Raw genomic sequence first — 19295 nt, forward strand, 5'->3', positions numbered from 1 at the left:
ATTTTTATATATTACTTTACGCAATCGTTCGTTAAAAAACTGTGACTATTTACAACCCTGATAATTAGCATTGTATGCGCAAATTGAGAATACACCTGGCAATCGTCGCTCTAGCGGGCCTACTGACCCCGTTCAGTAGTGTATTTGCTCAGAAGATCTTTAAAGACTGGCCAATGGGTACAGAACCGGCCGCTATCGGTCTTTTTGTGGCCAACCACTATGTAAGTGGCCCTTTTTACAATTTTGGCAACCCTGGTCAACCACAATCTATTACCTATCCGGAGGTTTGCACCTGGTATGGCGCACTCCAGTTTGCGGAAGCAAGCGGCAATAAAGAACTGGCCCAAAAGCTGGCCCTGCGTTATGAGCCTTTACTGGCACAATCCCAGAGCCTTGTTCCCAAAGCTGACCACGTTGATCATAGTGTCTTTGGTGCGGTTCCCCTGGAATTATACCTCCAGACCAATCAATCCAAGTACCTGGAGGCAGGAAAAGCATTTGCTGATCAGCAATGGCAACTACCGGACAATCCGCAGGCAAATCAGCAGGAATACCAGTCCAAAGGACTTTCCTGGCAGACCCGTATGTGGATCGATGACATGTACATGATCACTTTGTTGCAGGTAGAAGCATTCCGCGCTACCGGCAATAAGGAGTACCTGGACCGTGCCGCCCGTGAGATGGTGGTATACCTGGACGGGATGCAACAACCAGACGGACTCTTTTTCCATGCACCTGACGCTAAGTTTCTCTGGGGTCGTGGTAATGGCTGGGTAGCTGCCGGTATGACCGAGTTACTGAGCGTACTGCCTTCCGGCCATGCGGACCGTGCAAAGATCCTGGATAGCTATAAAAAGATGATGGCTGGTCTGAAGAAACTGCAGGACAAGAACTACATGTGGCATCAGCTGCTGGACGATCCGACTTCTTTCGCAGAAACATCCTGCACCGGCATGTTTACTTACGCGATTATTGTAGGGGTTAAAAAGGGCTGGCTGGACGAGAAAGAATACGGTCTCATAGCTAAGAACGCCTGGACGACCCTGGTAAAATATATCAATGAAACAGGTGATGTGAAAGATGTATGTGAGGGTACCAATAAAAAGAACGATCAGCAGTACTATCTGAACCGTAACCGGGTTACCGGCGATCTGCATGGTCAGGCGCCTGTATTATGGGCGGCAGCGGCCTTATTAGCCAACTGATAACAACAAAACAGCACTAAATTTCCACTGATAATGAAGTACAAAGGCCTGTCTGTAACAGGAATTTTCCTTTTCTGCCTTTCCGGCATCCACGCTCAACAGCGATATACAGTAGTATCACCCGATAAAACGGTCACGTTGACCATCCAGGTAGGCGCCGATATTACCTACAGTCTCTCTCAGGATAACAAGGAACTGATCTCCCCGTCTGTCGTATCGTTTAAAACCGATGCGGACAAAGGAAACGCATGGAAAGTCAGTAAAGCCAAAACGGGGGCGCATGACGGCGTACTGACGCCTGTCATTATGCAGAAAACCAAAACAATCGCTGACAGGTACAATGAGTTGCACCTGGATTTCAGCAACGGACTCGCACTTGAATGGAGAGCGTATGATAATGGTATCGCCTGGCATTGGCTGACGACCAGCAAAAAGCCATACAAGGTGCTGGACGAGCAGGCAGGTTTCAGTCTGGACAAGGAGGGCAAGGCATGGTACCCACAGGAGGACGCTATGTTCTCTCATAATGAACGTAAATACATTCAATATAAACTGGACAGTATAGGGGAAAAACAGCTGGCCAGTCTGCCGGCTTTATTCGAAGTAAAAGGAACCAAACTGCTGCTGACCGAGTCCGGTCTGTTCAACTATGCCGGTATGTGGCTGCGTGGCCAGGGTGCTGGCAAATTAAAGGCGGTATTCCCCTACTATCCCAAAGAGAAAAAGGTGACCAGCGACCGTGATGAACAGGTTACTGCCCGCGAGAACTATATCGCCAATATTCAGGGACCACAATCTTTTCCCTGGAGACTGGTGATGATTGCCCGTCAGGATGGCGACCTGCTGAGCAATCAGCTGGTATACCAGTTAGCCCCTCCTGCGACAGGTGATTACAGTTGGGTAAAACCCGGTAAAGTACAGTGGGACTGGTGGCATTACAACAACATTTATGACGTTGATTTTCGTGCCGGCATCAACAATGAAACGTACAAATACTATATCGACTTTGCCGCTAAATATGGTATTGAGTATGTGCTGCTGGACGAAGGCTGGTGTGATACCCGCGATCTGATGAAACTGACGCCAGGTATTGATGTAAAAGAGCTGGTAGACTATGCTAAAGCAAAAAATGTCAATATCCTGCTCTGGAGCAGCTGGCTGGTTCTTGATAAACAACTGGACATGGCCCTGGATAAGTTCAGAGAATGGGGTGTTAAAGGCATCAAAGTTGACTTTATGCAGCGGGATGATCAGGATATGGTCAATTACTATGAAAAAGTCTCTAAAGCTGCCGCTGCGCGTCAGCTGATGGTCGATTTCCATGGCGCCTACAAGCCGACCGGCTGGCTACGCACCTACCCTAACGTACTGACGTCTGAAGGTGTTTTAGGAAATGAGATCAGTAAGTTTGAAGACTGGATCACCCCTTCTCATACTACGACTATTCCGTTCATCCGTATGGCTGCTGGTCCGATGGACTTCACACCCGGCGGTATGCAGAACGTACAGCGCGACAGCTGGTCTGCTATTCCTGCAGAACCACTGACATTAGGCACCCGTTCTAATCAGCTGGCGATGTATGTGGTGTATGAAAGTCCGCTACAGATGCTCTGCGACCTGCCGACGCACTATTACCATGAACCCGTGGCCATGGATTTCCTGCAGACAGTCCCTACTGTTTGGCAGCAGACCATTCCTTTACAGGCAAAAGTGGGTGAATATGTAGCGATTGCCAGACAAGCGCCAAACGGCGACTGGTATATCGGTGCGATGACCAACTGGACGCCAAGGGAACTGACATTGGATCTTTCTTTCCTGGGTGAAGGCAGCTTCAAAATAGACAGCTGGAAAGATGGTATTAATGCTGACAGAAATGCGAAGGATTGTAAACGCGAGTCGGGTACGACTGACAGTCACTCGAAACTCACGATCAAAATGACAAAAGGCGGTGGGTATGTAGCCAGGATCCGCAAACAATAATATTAGCAATAGAAAGAGGAAGTATTGAAATAAATAACCCTCCTTAGAATTGCTTAAATAACTACCTGATTTTATCAGGTGCGAATAAAGAGAGCCTGCATCAAGTAGACACAGGCTCTCTTTTTATTTAGTCAAGTTTCTTTTCTCCTCTGATAGTAGCTGCTTCCAGCTGATGCTGATCTAACACCACGATCACATTCTCTCCTTTCTTCAGCCATGGTGCAGGGCAGTATAAACGTTTCTGCGGCCCAATCTCCCAGTAGCGACCCAGGTTATGACCATTTACCCATACCATCCCTTTTTTGAAGTTGGTCATGTCGAGGTAAGTGTCGCCGGTAGTAGTCAGCGTGAAGGTACCTTTGAAGAATTCGCCTTCTTTTACCTGTCCGGTTTTAGACGCAGGCAGGTTTTGAACGAAATCGCTCTTCATTGGCAGACCGTATACTTCCCAGTTCATCAGGGTCATCCCATTCAGCGTTACACGGTCAGTGATACCTTTACGGTCTATCAGTGCCTGTGCGAAGTTGATACGGCCCATACCTTCAACAAATATTTCCAGTACCGGGTCTTTTACGTCTGATTTAGGCAGTTCTATACTATGTTCTCCGAGTCTGCGGTCAATCTTACCTACGTATTTACCATTGAGGAATACAGTGGCATAGTCGTGCAGTTCCAGGATATCCAGTTTCCCGCTTTTATGTCCTACCAGCACTGTTTTGTATACCATGTAACCATAGTCCTGTCCGTAGGCTTCGAAGGTCTTCGGTTGTACAGACTTCACCGCAGCAGGCAGATTCTCCCATACGCTGGTGAATGGTTTCAGTGGTATGTCAGGGATGGTGATGGTTGGAATGGCCTTCGGAATAGCCGGCAGTTTTTTCTTACTATAAGAGCCAATAAGGTCACGCAGTGCATTATACTTCGCCGTAGTGTCTCCCTGCTCATTTATAGGCGCATCGTAGTCATAAGACGTCAGGTCCGGCTCATACCCCTTACCACCGGAATTCGCGCCAGCGGTGAAGCCGAAATTGGTGCCTCCGTGGATCACGTAAAGGTTGAAGGAGCGTTTGGTATCCATCAGGAACTTTACTTCCTTCACAATACCTGCTTTATCAGGACGCGCCCATTTCTCTCCCCAGTGTGTTAACCAGCCTGGATAAGACTCACTGCTGAAAGAGGGTACATCCGGATTCTGTTTTTCTGCAGCGGCAAAATCACCTTCAGAGCTGCCGGAGTCCAGTCCGATAGCAGCCCCTGGTACTGATCCTGCTTCCAGCAGTGCAGATACTGGTCCGTCGGCTGTGTAGAAAGGCACATTGATACCATTCTGTACCCACATGTCTTTTACTTTAAGCATGTATTCTCTGTCGTTACCGAAGCTGCCATATTCATTCTCTACCTGCACCATCACGATCGGTCCTCCGTTAGTGATTTGTAACGGTTTTACCTCTTCAGACAAGGCTTTGATATATCTTTCCGTTGCCGCGATATATCTTGGATCCATACAACGCACTTTGATATCCGGTATTCTCAGCAGATAAGGCGGTAATCCGCCGAATTCCCATTCGGCACATACATAAGGACCAGGACGTAGCATTACCCACATCCCTTCTTCCTGTACCATTTTGATAAAGGCAACGATGTCCCTGTTTTCAGAGGTGAAGTCGAATTTGCCTTCTTCCTGTTCATGATAGTTCCAGAACACATAAGCAGCGATGGTATTACATCCCATGGCTTTGGCCATCTGGATGCGATGACGCCAGTATTCTTTCGGGATACGTGCAGGGTGCATTTCGCCACTGATGATCTGATAGGGTTTGCTGTCGAGTAAAAAGTCTTTTTTAGAAAGGGCGAAGGTGTGTTTCGACTGCGCGTTCACACTGCCCATACAACTTAGCAAAGCCATTGCGCTGATAAATAGAACCTTTTTCATTGAGCCTGTAAAACTTGAGTGAAAGGGGAAAATAGTCAAAACAGGCCGGAATTGGTAAGGGTTGGGAATATTATGGGGGGATGAGGGAAAATAGTATTATCTATTGTCAGACTGCGGAACTACTTCTGATCAGATGGGTATGTTATTTTGATGGGCAGGAACATGACGGTGTATCGCTCAGTTGGTTCGGAGAGCTTTTTTATGCGTAGTTTCTTTTTCAGCAACTCGCGGACAAAGGGATAGTATCTGCGGGTTTGTCCGTCTTCAGGCAATTTACCCAGATTATCAATGTTTTTTTATCCTGTCCAACGAGCACTCTTATGACCTTAAAATGATCGATCCGCGCGGCTTTGTTGATGAAGAGTTTCACCAGCAGTTTGTCTATATTACTATCATTAAGATTATCCGGTAGTGAGATTACCACATCGTTGAGCTGAACGGTCAAAGCTAACAGGATCAAAAATGCAGACAACTACGCTGCTATCGCTGGTAGCCGGAATGATCTGGGCACAAAGACGTTGTAAGGCGACGCAACATAGTATGGTAAGGAAAATTGATTTGATCTGTTTTATTTCTACCAATAGATGCACCAGGGATGTTTTTCCATAAATGACGCAATGCATGTATCTTGTAGAAGAGAAAATGTTTACGTCGCGTTAAACGCTCAGCTGCCACATTCAGCAACAGACCTATTTGAAATGAAACTATACTTGATAGACCAGGCTAAAAACTTCCCCCAGCATCTTCGCTTTTTAAAGGGTGAAAAGGTAATGCCTTATAACAAAGACCAGCTGATAGAGAAAATAAGCTTTGTCGAATTAAATACACGCAAGTCTATTGAAGACATTAACGTAAATACCCTGTTTGATTATGATATCTTCCCGGGGCATATTATGCATCACTACACACAATGGAAAGAGGAAAACAGAAGTATGCAGGTGGGCGATACTATTGTCCAACAGGTTTATGTCCCTCCTGTAAAGTCTTTTTCCCAGAAAATAATCTTTGGTGTACGGGTGAGTGAAATCATAGATCAGCAGGGTAAAAAAGGGTTTAGTTATGAGACCTTGAAAGGTCATGTTGAGAAGGGAATTTCTACTTTTACTGTTGAGCAGGGAGATCAGCAACAACTGATCTTCAAAATTCATACTTATTCGATACCTGGGAATATGATGGCTCGTATTTTAAGTCCGGTGTTTTCGATACCTTATCAGACGTTTTGTACCAGAAGTGCGCTGGCGCATGTGAAGGGGAATATTGAACGTAAATTACCCTCCTTATTGCCTACTGAATGGCATCGATGATGCTATAAGATTTATCATCCGTTTGCTTATCCCCCCAATCACTGGGAAATAAATACAGGTTACCATGCTGGACGACAATACCTGAAGCATGATAATTCAGTAAAATCGTTATTTGATCTTCATTTGGTGGTAGGGGTATTATATTGGCGACGGAGACTGAGGTTGATTTTGATCCTTCGCCATTACCAGCGGACCAGTTAAAACTGCCCGCCGGTAATGCGAATGATATTTTCTTGCTATCATCTTTAGCTTAATACAATTACATTCTATTCTTTTGACAACAGTCTATTTAGCCTGCATCGCATCCAGCTTCTTATTCAGCAATTCTATCTGCTGCTTCTGCTCCTGGTTCTGCTTATCCTGCTCTATCAGATGCAGCGTCAGTTCCTCTATTTTCTGCAACAGGATCTTATTCATCTCACCCAGGTCCAGGTCCTTTTTAGTAACCTCTTCTGTGGAAGGAACACCAGGTAAATGCTTATGTTCTTTTATATAAGCATTCAACTCCTGTAAAGACGGCAACTCATAATCTTTATCAAATACAAAGTCAGCCCAGGTTTCCTGCGTCACTTTTATTTTCCTTGCGCCGATGGTACCATCTACAGCCAGTTTATACGTTGCTGATTTATTAATAACACCAATGCCCACGCTTCCCGCAAAATAATTCGAACCTGTGCCATTGAAATTTGCATGACCGGCATAGGTCATACCGTTCGTATTCACGTTAGCATCCACCGCCGTTTTGAAGGTATAGGTCGTTGCGCCGGGCTTATAGTCTACTGGATTTGACACACCATCATGTATTGAAATCGGACCTACAGAGAAAGGCGCCTTATAATGATAGGTCGTGTTACCACGAAGCCAGATGATGATCTGACCTGAGGCATTATCAAAGGTTCCATCCCGCCATGCAGCAATGAATGTGTTCTTATAAGGACTCTTTTGTTTGATATCTGCATCTATGAATGACGGACCATTGGCCCAGGCGTCAATACGAAATCTGAATTTGGCCACAAGACTACCGCTCCAGGCACTGTCTTCATGAATGTTAATCCTGCTAAGTATCAATTCAGCGGCTTCATGTTGCCAGAGCGCGGCATCTTTAAATCTTACTACATAAAATTTACTGGATTCCCCTTTTACTTTAAAGGAACCGGTATCCTGCTGGGCTTTCAAAGGGTTAACGCTGAACAATGCTACGAACGCAATGACAATTTTTACAACGGTTAATATTCTTTTCATTTGTTTTATATTTATGGTATGGTATAGGTCAACCTTAAAATGTATAGCCTAATCTTAGTTTTATAGGGCTTGTTGATGGCGTATTTCGTTTTGCCAGGAAATCATATAACAACATAATATTCCCTTTCAGCTTCGCGCTTACTTTGTATTTCTTACTCACACCCAGCAACGCACTCCCCTGCCAGCCACTCCAGTCAGTTAACTGACTCGCATGTGTGATGGTAGATACATAATTCTGCTCAAAGCCTCCATTCACAAAGAAGGTACCTTTCAGCTTCCAGTCTACGAAAGATCGTAAACCGACGCCCTGGTGACTGATCGCGATGTTATTCCATCCCGTACCCAATCCCAGTTTGTAAGAAGCGCCAATACCGGCGGTACCGTTTTTATGAAATTTATATCCCACCTGTGCAGCGATATCTGATGTGGTCGGAAAATAACGGGTGGATTTCTGGAACTGGATATTGCCTCCAAACTCTAATCGTTGCAGAAAACTTTTAGTTTTCATAGGATTGGGTTTAAAATCAGGCATATCGCCGGCATTATCCAGGTCAGGGAACTTCTCTTTCAGTTCATTTAGCTGACTTCTTGCCTGGTCCATTTGCTGACCAACGGCCTGCCGGGCTGCAGGATCACTCCCTAACCGCTGCTGAATCATCTGTTCCACCTGTGAACGCGTCTGCAAACCTTCCAGGCTCTGCGCTGCATTGTTGCCGGCGGCGCCCAGGTTAAACAAACTCGCTATCTGAGAATTTTTTCGCAGGAAATCATTGTACGCCGGCATTTTCTTCAATACCTCCATCGCCTTGGCCTCGGCTTTCTTTTTATCCTTCAGCACCGCTTTGTACTCATTTACCTGCGCGCCATAGTAATAAGCCTCTTTGTTGATCTTCTGCAGATCTTTAGAGAAGCCGGTGTACTTCGACAACTGTTCCTTCAACTCCTTTTTGTGCTCACGGATATAAGCCTTGATCTGGTCAGCCTGTTGCAGTTTACCCTGCAGCGATTCGATACTGCCCGTCACGCCGGACAATTTCTTTTTTGAAGCGCCTAACAATTCACCTTTTCCTTCCAGGAATTTCAACGATCCTCCCAGACTGTCCAGGTAACTGTTTCCCATGGGCAACTTACTCATGACTTTACCCTTCAGCCCTGATTTCAGGCTGCCCATACTGTCTATCGATCGGGTAAAAATGTTCTTAGCCGCCACTGAGTCAACTTTCCATAAGCGGGCTTTCATTTTCTTCTCCTGCTTCAATAGACGACTCAATGCCTTGTCAGCACGCTTATTTACCTGCTGCTCAACACGATCCGACTTCTTTTTGACTTCTGATAAGTATTTCCCAGGCAATTGTTCTGCCTTCTGCATACTACTATCTGCGGCTACAACCAATGGATTTGGCTGGGTTACGGTAATAGGGCCATGCAGACTCATTATAAGAAAACTTATAATAATCCCACTATTCATATATATAGGTTAAGATCTTACTTAATTAATGATTCACGAACAAATAAGAGTGGCCTGATAGGTATAGGGCAACATCTGATTTTTTACTCGAACAAAGTTAATAAAAACATACACACGGCGTTAACTACATTTTTTCATATAATTCTGAATACCAAGTTCTACAAAGAAATCAAAACCTCACGCACTGTATCTGCGGAGTGAACAAAAAATACCATCAATTTACCAAATTCATATACAGACAGCTCCAAAAACAAAAAAGCCCGCCAGCATACATGCGGCAGGCTTTATATTTCAATCTCAACAAACTACAGATTGCCTTTCTTCAGTTCCTTCACCGCATAGTCGCAGGCTCTTGCCGTCAGCGCCATGTAGGTTATAGAAGGATTCTGACAGGCGGAAGAAGTCATACACGCACCATCCGTAATAAATACGTTCTTAGCGGCGTGTACCTGGTTCCAGCCATTCAGTACGGAAGTCTTCGGATCCCGTCCCATACGGGCCGTCCCCATTTCATGAATACAATGTCCCGGAGGCGGCATACTGTCATACGTACCAACATTTTTCAGACCGGCCGCTTCCAGCATTTCCTTCGCACTTGCCGCCATATCCTTACGCATCGCCAGCTCATTCTCTTTAAATTCGCAGTCGATATCCAATGTCGGCAGACCGTACTTATCTTTCTTATCCTTATTCAGGGTTACTTTATTCTCATAATAAGGTAAATGCTCGCCCCATGAACCGATGCCAAAACTCCAGTTCCCTGGTTCAGACAAAGATTCTTTCAGCGATGCGCCTACGCCGTCAAATGACACCCCACGACCACGTTCTCCACCGCCCTGATAGCCAAAACCACGTACATAGTCTTTTTGTGTCGTTGCCGTACTGATATTACGGAAACGCGGAATGTAAATACCGTTAGGTCTGCGTCCGCTGCTGTAGTACTGATCCTGGAAACCCTCAAACTCTCCACCGGCGCCAACGCCATAGTGGTGGTCCATCAGGTTGTGTCCTACCTGTTCGCTGTCATTACCAAAACCATTCGGGAAACGGTTAGAAACAGAGTTCAGGAGAATGGAAGCTGTACCCAAAGTAGACGCATTCAGGAAGATAATATCTGCATAGTATTCCACTGTCTGCATCGTGTGTGCATCCAGGATCTTTACACCGGTCGCCTTGCCCTTCTGATCATCATAGATCACCTCCAGCACAATGGAGTCAGGACGTAGGGTCATATTACCTGTTTTAGCTGCAGCCGGCAAGGTAACGCCGTTACTGCTGAAATATCCGGTAAAAGGACATCCACGGTGACAAAGATTACGGTACTGACAAGGGCCCCTGTCGTTGTGTTTCTCTGTTACGTGTGCCACACGGCCGATCGTCATGATACGATCATCATAACGTTCTTTAATCCTTGCAGCCACATGTTTCTCCAGACAGTTCATTTCCATCGCCTTCATGAATTTACCATCGGGCAATTGCGGCAATCCTTCTGCCTGACCACTGATGCCGATATACGTTTCCACGTAATCATACCAGGACTCAATATCTTTATAACGGATAGGCCAGTCAACCCCGAAACCATCTTTTGCATTGGCTCCGAAGTCTATGTCGCTCCAACGGTACACCTGACGGCCCCACATCAGGGAACGCCCACCTACGTGATATCCGCGCAGCCAGTTGAATGGCTTTACCTGATTGTATGGATTTTCTTTGTCATTTACCCAGTATTGCTGGGAAGATTCATCAAAGGCATAACACTGACTCTGTATCGGATAATTTTCCTTTTGTTCAAGTGTGCCTGATAAACGGTGAGGAAACTCCCACGGCGCTTTCATCGCCGTCGTATAGTCCTTGATATGTTCTACGTTACGACCACGCTCTAATACCAGGGTTTTCAGCCCTTTTTCGCATAACTCTTTGGCCGCCCAACCACCACTGATGCCCGAACCAACTACAATGGCGTCATAGGTGTTTTCTTTCTCCGCTCTAATGTTGAGATGCATAGCATAAAAATTAAATCAGGGAATGACAGACCGCCAATCTGTTATTAGCGGTCCCTCAATTCCCTGATCTATATCTGATTAAATATTTCCTTTCTTCATTTCCTTCACCGCATAATCTACCGCCCTTGCCGTCATCGCCATGTAAGTCAGTGACGGGTTAACACAAGCTGCGGAAGTCATAGACGCACCATCAGTCACAAATACATTCTTCACAGCGTGCATCTGGTTCCAGCTGTTGAGGATGGAAGTCTTAGGATCACGTCCCATACGTGCGGTACCCATTTCATGAATCGCCATACCAGGATATGAACCATTGTCGTACGTCTTGATATCTTTGAATCCGGATGCTTCCAGCATTTCTGCCGCATCGTTCATCATATCCTTACGCATCTTCATTTCATTCTCTTTAAATTCAGCGTCGAACTTCAGGACGGGCTGTCCCCAGTCATCTTTCACAGAGTTGTCCAGCGTCACCTTATTATCTTCATAAGGCAGACATTCACCGAAACCACCCAGCCCCATGCTCCAGCTACCTGGTTCTGACAGCATATCTTTAAAGTCTTTACCAACACCCATTTCAGCGATACCGCGTGCCCAGCTGCCACGGCTTGCGCCCCCCTGGTAACCGAAACCACGGAGATAATCACGTTTATCGCTACCGATATTTCTGTAACGAGGGATATAGATACCGTTTGCACGGCGACCAAAGAAGTATTTATCATCAAATCCTTCTGCACGACCAGAAGCACCTGTACGGAAGTGGTGGTCCATCAGGTATTTACCCAATACGCCACTATCATTACCCAGACCATTCTGGAAACGGTTGGAAATAGAGTTCATCAGTACGAAGGTGGTACCTAACGTAGAACCATTTACAAAGATCACTTTCGCGTAGTATTCGGTCATCTGCTTGGTATGCTTGTCAATCACCTTTACACCGGTCGCTTTACCCAGTTTTTCGTCATAAATCACGGAGTTAACGATGCTGTCCGGTCTGAGCGTCAGATTGCCTGTCGCCATTGCAGCCGGCAGCGTGGATGACTGCGTACTGAAATAAGCGCCAAACGGACAACCACGGCTACACAGATTACGGAACTGACACTGTGTACGGCCAGGTAATGGCTTGGTGATATTAGCGACACGTCCCATGGTGATTCTGCGATCAGGGAACGCTTTTTCCACTTTGGATTTCAGGTCTTTCTCCACACAGTTCATGTCCATAGCAGGCATGAACTGACCATCCGGCAATTGTGGTAATCCTTCTGCCTGACCACTGATACCTGCAAATTTCTCTACATAGTCATACCAGGGAGCCAGGTCTTTGTAACGGATCGGCCAGTCAACAGCAATACCATCTTTCAGGTTCGCTTCAAAATCAAGGTCGCTCCAGCGATAAGACTGACGGCCCCACATGATGGATTTACCACCCACGATATCAGGACGATACCAGTCAAAACGCTTTACTTCATTATATGGACTCTGAGAGTCGTTGATCCAGTATTTTTCGTTATGTTCACTATACGGATAATCGCGGCTTAGTTTCGGATGCGTTTCACGCTGATCAACTGTTATACGGCCACGATGTTTAAATTCCCAGGGATCTTTTGTTGCAGTTTCGTAATCCTTAACGTGTTCAAGTTTCTTTCCCCTATCCAGCATTAAAACTTTAAGACCTTTTTCGGTGAGTTCTTTTGCAGCCCATCCACCGCTAACACCGGAGCCTACCACAATCGCATCGTAGGTATTCTGCTCCTGAGCTTTCGTATTCAGATTCATGGAATTCTTTGTTTTGTTGTTGAGACTTTATTTCTTTCTACACACCGGCGTACTTATACCGCCCATGCTTTTTCCCCTTTGGTGTAAGGGATGCAGCCTTCGTATTTACCAGGTACCGCTATGTAACGCAGCGCTTTGGTTGCGCCCGGTTCTGAAGTGAAATAACCGGTCAGGGTCAGTTCTTTCAGGATCTGGAAATAATGGGTAGGATCGCCTTCCTTCTTGTTATCTCGTTTATTGTAATCAACACGCTCCTTATCAATAGCTGTCAGCAAGGTAGTTTTCTCTTCCGCAGACAGGTCTACAAACGATTTCTTGAATTGTTTCTGACTAGCTTCATCGATCTTCTTCAGCCCTTCCAGGACAACTTTCTGGTCTTCCGGCTTATAGCAATCATTCAGCATCACAACGATAAACTCGTCCACCTTAGCGGCTTTAGCGCCTGGCGTGCTTGTTTCCGGGATGATCGTCTCTGCTATTTCGGCCAAAAAACTCTTGGTCTCAGGCGCCTGTAGTGCATAATTATCAGGGCCTTTCGGGTTACAGCCCTCAAGGGCTGATAACGTGGACGCGGAAATTGCGCTACCCAACAAAAGGGCAACGTTCCGGATGGCTTCTCTTCTATTCATAATAGTAAATTGATTTGACCTTTCGCCCTAAGTTTCGAAAAAAAAATGACTTTTCATAAAAAAATAATTAAATGGAAGGTTAAAATCCCAAAATGTAAGAAAACGAAAGGGCGTCCGCCTCTTCGGTGAACGCCCTTTCTATCCATTTTGTTGAGAAAACTACATAATATACTTCCCTTTTTCATCCACCAGTACTACCGGCAGCTTGTGATGGGCTTCGAAATAGTCGTAAGCATATTTCAGGTCCACCCAGAATTTTTCGGAAGAATTGTCTTTCAGGGTGAAATTACCCAGGTATTCCATGGAGCGTATATTGCCAAACTTCACCGGGAATACGTGTACAGGAATGAAATCCTGGCCGGAATTCTTTGCATTCACTGCCATTACATACACTTCCTCAATGATATCGTCCGTCAGTGGTATACAGCCTATTGTCAGACAACTACCATGAATATAGATCTCGCCACCCGGCTTTTTAGGGTCACTGAGGATCTTATCTGCAAAGTTCGGATAGTTGATACCCAGCGACAGATGATAGCTGCTATTCGGGTTGAAATCATTGATATAGTAAAATCCTTCCGGTACCTGTCTGTCTCCTTCCTTACGTTTTGGCCCCATTTTACCTGACAGGGTACAGACGCGGTAGGATTTAAACAGACGGAAAGTATCGGCAACACTGTTTTTTACCCAGATTTCCAGTTCACTGTCCAGCTTAAAGGAACGTATGAAAATGTATTTAGCCGGGTAGGCCAGTCCCTTTTTCTGGAACTCTTCCCTAAGTTGCTCTTCCTTATCCCTGTAGGCAGTGCCTACTTTCGGAAACATCTTCTGGTTATCCAGAAATGACTGCTGCATCTGCTGGGCCTGCACTTTTCCCATTCCCAGCAGCATTAAAACTGCTAAAACGACCTGCTTCATAGATATTTTAACACAATTTTACAAGTTCACATTTTCAGAAATCTACCTTACGGGAGCATTTTGTACCGGTTGCATGTTGAAAGTCCAATATGCGAGAAAGAATAATAACAGGGAAAAAAGCGCGTAAATAATCATCCCTACCTTACGGTTGGCAAAGCGCAAAATGTAGTGGCGCTGGCCCTGGTAGATCAATACAGCTGTTATCATCTGAAAAATTCCTCCCAACAAAAATAATACTCCGAACAAAGTTTGTACTCTCATAAGTAAACGATCTCTTATGCAAATTATTTTAAATTCCTGAACATTTCCAATACCATGAAGGGGGGAGAAGGCGGGGAAATTAGGAATTAGGAATTGGGAATTAGGAATTTGGTGGCAAACGGACGGCCGATTAGGGAATTGGGGCGCTAATTAAGAGGAGTAAGGGGGAAAAAATTAAGAATTAAGAATTAAGAATTAAGAATTAAGAATTAAGAATTAAGATTAAAAAAACCAGGAAATTTATAAACAAGCACTTCCATTTGTCAGGCCAATTCTTAATTCCTAATTGTTAATTCCTAATTATAAAAAAGCCCGCCGGCCAGGCGGGCATTTTTTATCACAGGTTGCCTCTCAGCGCCTGTTCTCTTTCAATAGATTCAAACAGCGCTTTGAAATTACCTTTACCGAAAGATTTAGCACCTTTACGCTGGATGATTTCAAAGAATACTGTCGGACGATCCTGTACAGGTTTTGTAAAGATCTGCAACAGATATCCTTCATCATCGCGGTCAACCAGGATACCCAGCTGTTTCAGCGGCAGCAGGTCTTCATCGATCTGCCCTACCCTGTCCAGCAATGTAGCATAGTAAGACTCCGGTACTTTCAGGAATTCAACCCCTCTGTTCTGCAGATCGGTCACTGTCTGGATAATATTGTTGGTAGCGATCGCAACGTGCTGTACTCCTGCGCCACGATAGAAATCCAGGTACTCTTCGATCTGGGATTTCTTTTTACCTTCTGCCGGCTCATTGATCGGGAATTTCACACGTCCGTTGCCATTGCTCATGACCTTACTCATGAGGGCAGAATACTCGGTAGAAATGTCTTTATCGTCGAAGGACAGCAAATTGCGGAAGCCCATCACCTGCTCATAGAAATCTACCCAGGTATTCATTTCATTCCAGCCCACATTACCCACGCAATGATCTACATATTGCAGACCGGTATCCGTTGGCTGATAAGCCGGATTCCATGCTTTATAACCTGGCAGGAACGGACCGTTATAGTTCTTACGTTCAACGAACAGATGTACTGTATCGCCATAGATATGGATACCACTGCGTACGACAGCACCAAATTCATCTTCTTCCGTAACAGGCTCCAGATATGGTTTTGCACCTCTTTTAACGGTCTCTTCGAATGCAGCACGGGCATCATCCACCCACAGTGCGATTACTTTTACACCATCTCCGTGTTCCAGTATATGCTGTGCAATCTCATTGTCAGGATTCAGTGGCGTGGTCAGTACAAAACGCAGTTTATTCTGTACGAGTACGTAAGAAGCACGGTCTTTTACACCTGTTTCCGGACCGGCATAAGCCAGTGACTGGAAGCCAAATGCGGTTTTATAATAATGAGCAGCCTGTTTGGCATTACCCACGTAAAATTCGACGTAATCTGTACCATTCAATGGTAAAAAGTCCTGCGCGTTAGCGGGAACGGCCGAAACGGCAGCATCTGTAGTTGTATGCATGATGGATTGGTTTTAGAAAACAGAAAGTTTTGGTGTATGAGTCGATGGTTTTTGACTATACGTTATAGTATGATAAAACAATGCTTCATGGCATTGCATAAATGACAGGTAGAACCACTAAAATGGGCGCTGAAAAACGACTAAATGAAACGGAAAATAAAAATAGAAACGCCCGTAAAGGCAGTAATCATACCTGCGCTCAGGAGCGAGTGGAATCCATTGCCAGCGTAGCCATCAGAAAATAGTACTTTCTGTGACGCTGATCGGAAATCTTATGGTATGTATGCAGGTGAAGCATAAATTAGTTGCTAATGCAATATTAGTATTTCGGAATATGAAATCCAAATAAATATTCAGGGCTGATAACGGCTAAAGCACTCGTCCTTCTTACTTCCGGATATACTTCCCGAAATAGTCAATAAACCTGTCGTTGCCATAATCAGCGGCCCCTTCCTGCCGGTATACGATCTGCCCCTTCTTGTTGAGGATGATGGTAGTCGGAATCGACTTACCTAGCAGTTCTTCCGGAATACGGCTGTCAGCCACATACACAGGCAATTCGTACTGCTGCTTTTCGATGAATCGTTTTGCCTTTTTGTAATTACCGTCTGTATCCACGGTCAGGAATACGACGTTTTTATCTGCCTTATACTGTTTGTATAAGGAATTGATCGATGGCATCTCCGCACGGCATGGCGGGCACCAGGTAGCCCAGAAGTTCAGAAATACTACCTTCCCTTTCAGCGATGACAGTGTAAATGTATTTCCCTCTCCATCTGCAAATGCCATATCCGGCGCCATTTTACTCTCCGGTGCCACTTCTTCCGGTACACCCGGCTGGAACAGTCCGACCTTCATCAAACCCTGCATAACAGCTGCTTTCACCGATGGGTTTACCAGCATCAGCACCAGGAATACGGTCATAACAGCCGTACTTATATTTGATAAAGAAAATAAACGTTTCCAGCCCATAGATCAGTGATGTTTAGAAGCTAAAATTACGAATTTTCAGAGGTAACCTACCCGCAGCTGTTCATTTTGCGTAAAAATACGGTCAGTAGAAGAGCCATAATATATACTATGATCACACTATACTTTCATATGACAACCAGCTATATAAGTCTTTGATGATAGTTCCGAAACGTTCTATCTACCCTTTCCGACGCAGGACAAACGGAGGATAAGTATTATCTAACTAAGAGAAGACTATGGCATATCCAAAATACCATTTACAGTCACTGCTCTTTTCATCTCCGGTAAAATAAATTAGTAAGTAAACAAACGTTTACTTACTTTTGTGCTGTCGGAAGGATAAAAAAAGACATTGTCATGAGACCAAAGAACCTCGAAAAAGAAGAAGCGATCCGTTCCATAGCGTTACAGATTATAGCAGAGGAAGGGCTGGAAAATCTGAGTATGCAAAAGCTGGCGAAAGCGGCGAATGTATCTCCGCGTACCATTTACATCAAGTATGAGAATAAAGAGGATTTTCTTATCAAACTGTTTATTGATGAAGTGATCGGGTCTTATGAAAAAGCCGTGCTGGAAAAGTTTGATCCCGAAATGCCTTTCGCGGAAGGTGTAAAAAAACTGTGGGCCAACGGCTTCCGCTACTTTAAAGAAAACAGGCACTATTATGCACTGATGCAGTATGGAAAATCCTCTCCCCTGCTGAATAAAGCTTACCAGGAAAGAGGTATCAGGGAAGGCGATTTCTTTGCCCCTATTCACACCTTCTTCTCCTTTCATGTGAAGGCAGGCACGATTATAAAATTGCCCATGGAAGCACTCAGGGCAATCCTGTTTGCACCACTCTTAGATCTCATTAATGAATACTTCGAACATACACAGCGGCCTAAACAAATCATCACTGATAAAGTATTAGCAGATTGCTGCGAAGCAGTGATAAAAGGTTTGCTGAAATAAACAAACATCATTCAAACCACTTCGTATGAACAACATTAAAAACAAAAAAATTGCTATCGTCGGCGGTGGCCCGGGTGGCCTTACCCTCGCCCGAATACTTCAAATGCGTCATGCAGATGTTACCGTATATGAACGCGATATCAGCAAAGACGCCAGGGCACAGGGCGCTACTCTCGACCTGCATCATGAATCAGGTCTCCGGGCATTGGAAGAAGCCGGGTTGATGGAAGCCTTCAAAGCTAATTTTCGTCCAGGCGCCGACAAAATGCGTATCATCGACCAACACGGGACTATTTTACTGGAAGACAATCATAAAGACGAAGGACCTGTAGAAGCCTATCGTCCGGAGATTGACCGTGGACCGCTAAAGAAAATACTGTTGGAATCCCTGCATCCGGAAACTGTTATATGGAATAGTCAGTTTAGCTCCCTTTCGCCCTTTAATGAAGGCTGGCAACTGCACTTCAAAGACGGTCAGACGGCCTACGCAGATATCGTTATTGCAGCAGATGGTGCTAACTCAAAAATACGCCCGTACATCACCCCCATACGTCCTTTCTATTCCGGTGTAACGGCTGTGGAAGGTGCTGTATACAATTCAGAGAAGAACAGTCCGCAGATACATGCATTACTGAATGGTGGTAAGATCTTCTGCATGGGTGATAATAAAACGCTGATCGTAAGCTCTAAAGGGGATGGTAGTCTCGTCTTTTATCCCAGCTTCAAAACAACGGAAAACTGGACACAGGAATCAGGCATCGACTTTACAGATAAAGCACAGGTACTCGCCTGGTTTAAGTCAAGTTTTACAGGCTGGAGCCCTGTATGGGAAGAACTGTTTGAAAATGCTACAGGCGCCTTTATACCAAGACCACTGTATTGTATGCCATTCGATCAGACATGGGAAGCATTACCCAATCTGACAATGCTGGGAGACGCTGCACATCTGATGCCGCCCTACGCAGGAGAAGGTGTGAATATGGCCATGCTGGATGCATTGGAACTTGGCCTTTGTCTGACCAGCCAAGACTATCCCGACACCCTTAGCGCAATCGCTGCATATGAAGAAGCAATGCGCACAAGAGCATCCGCCACTGCACAGATGACAATGGAATCTACAGCCGCCCTGCATTCGCCGGAGGCGATCTCATTCCTGACACAGATCGTCAGCTGATA

At 45.2% G+C, this 19295-nt stretch carries 14 protein-coding genes; 5 read left to right on the forward strand and 9 right to left on the reverse strand.

The genetic code is table 11. From position 1 onward, the window contains the following. Positions 1-74 precede the first annotated feature (74 nt). Positions 75-1205, forward strand: a complete 1131-nt coding sequence (locus tag CPIN_RS26775) for a glycoside hydrolase family 88/105 protein (protein ID WP_012793006.1) — start codon at positions 75-77, stop codon at positions 1203-1205. A 33-nt stretch (positions 1206-1238) separates the two neighbouring features. Then, positions 1239-3185: a glycoside hydrolase family 97 protein gene (locus CPIN_RS26780; RefSeq protein ID WP_012793007.1), complete on the forward strand. Its 1947-nt coding sequence runs from the start codon at positions 1239-1241 to the stop codon at positions 3183-3185. A gap of 127 nt (positions 3186-3312) precedes the next feature. On the opposite strand, the gene CPIN_RS26785 is transcribed toward CPIN_RS26780, so the two are convergent. Then, positions 3313-5118, reverse strand: a complete 1806-nt coding sequence (locus CPIN_RS26785; RefSeq protein ID WP_044219810.1) for a glycoside hydrolase family 35 protein — start codon at positions 5116-5118, stop codon at positions 3313-3315. 698 nt (positions 5119-5816) lie between these two features. Between CPIN_RS26785 and CPIN_RS26795 the strand changes: the two genes are divergently transcribed. Continuing rightward, positions 5817-6422 carry a DUF1990 family protein gene (locus CPIN_RS26795; RefSeq protein WP_044222594.1) on the forward strand — a complete coding sequence of 202 codons (606 nt, stop codon included), beginning with the start codon at positions 5817-5819 and terminating at the stop codon, positions 6420-6422. 285 nt (positions 6423-6707) lie between these two features. Here CPIN_RS26795 and CPIN_RS37100 read toward each other — a convergent pair whose 3' ends face one another. The 8 genes from CPIN_RS37100 to CPIN_RS26840 form a co-directional block, all read right to left on the reverse strand. Continuing rightward, positions 6708-7664 (reverse strand): hypothetical protein, encoded by a 957-nt coding sequence (locus CPIN_RS37100; RefSeq protein WP_012793010.1) that lies wholly within the window; start codon positions 7662-7664, stop codon positions 6708-6710. Positions 7665-7698: 34 nt separating this feature from the next. Beyond that, on the reverse strand, positions 7699-9099 hold the full coding sequence (locus tag CPIN_RS26805; protein WP_012793011.1) for a hypothetical protein: 1401 nt from the start codon (positions 9097-9099) through the stop codon (positions 7699-7701). Positions 9100-9437: 338 nt separating this feature from the next. After that, on the reverse strand, positions 9438-11135 hold the full coding sequence (locus CPIN_RS26810; RefSeq protein WP_012793012.1) for a GMC oxidoreductase: 1698 nt from the start codon (positions 11133-11135) through the stop codon (positions 9438-9440). A gap of 78 nt (positions 11136-11213) precedes the next feature. Continuing rightward, the gene (locus CPIN_RS26815) at positions 11214-12911 is read right to left on the reverse strand and encodes a GMC oxidoreductase (protein ID WP_012793013.1); all 1698 of its coding nucleotides are present in this window, start codon (positions 12909-12911) and stop codon (positions 11214-11216) included. A gap of 53 nt (positions 12912-12964) precedes the next feature. Continuing rightward, entirely contained in the window at positions 12965-13540 is a 576-nt protein-coding gene (locus CPIN_RS26820; RefSeq protein ID WP_012793014.1) for a gluconate 2-dehydrogenase subunit 3 family protein, read from the reverse strand. Between the two features lie 159 nt (positions 13541-13699). After that, a complete protein-coding gene (locus CPIN_RS26825; RefSeq protein WP_012793015.1) occupies positions 13700-14458 on the reverse strand; it encodes a L,D-transpeptidase family protein in 759 nt (252 codons plus the stop codon). A 598-nt stretch (positions 14459-15056) separates the two neighbouring features. Further along, positions 15057-16193: a 4-hydroxyphenylpyruvate dioxygenase gene (gene hppD, locus CPIN_RS26835; protein WP_012793017.1), complete on the reverse strand. Its 1137-nt coding sequence runs from the start codon at positions 16191-16193 to the stop codon at positions 15057-15059. Between the two features lie 387 nt (positions 16194-16580). Beyond that, positions 16581-17117 carry a TlpA family protein disulfide reductase gene (locus tag CPIN_RS26840; protein WP_222838153.1) on the reverse strand — a complete coding sequence of 179 codons (537 nt, stop codon included), beginning with the start codon at positions 17115-17117 and terminating at the stop codon, positions 16581-16583. 405 nt (positions 17118-17522) lie between these two features. On the opposite strand from CPIN_RS26840, the gene CPIN_RS26845 reads away from it, so the two are divergent. Both CPIN_RS26845 and CPIN_RS26850 read left to right on the forward strand, forming a co-directional pair. After that, the gene (locus tag CPIN_RS26845; RefSeq protein ID WP_012793019.1) at positions 17523-18119 is read left to right on the forward strand and encodes a TetR/AcrR family transcriptional regulator; all 597 of its coding nucleotides are present in this window, start codon (positions 17523-17525) and stop codon (positions 18117-18119) included. Between the two features lie 25 nt (positions 18120-18144). Beyond that, positions 18145-19293 carry an FAD-dependent oxidoreductase gene (locus tag CPIN_RS26850; RefSeq protein WP_012793020.1) on the forward strand — a complete coding sequence of 383 codons (1149 nt, stop codon included), beginning with the start codon at positions 18145-18147 and terminating at the stop codon, positions 19291-19293. Positions 19294-19295: the final 2 nt, after the last annotated feature.

Source organism: Chitinophaga pinensis DSM 2588 (assembly GCF_000024005.1).
GTDB classification, from domain to species: Bacteria; Bacteroidota; Bacteroidia; order Chitinophagales; family Chitinophagaceae; genus Chitinophaga; species Chitinophaga pinensis.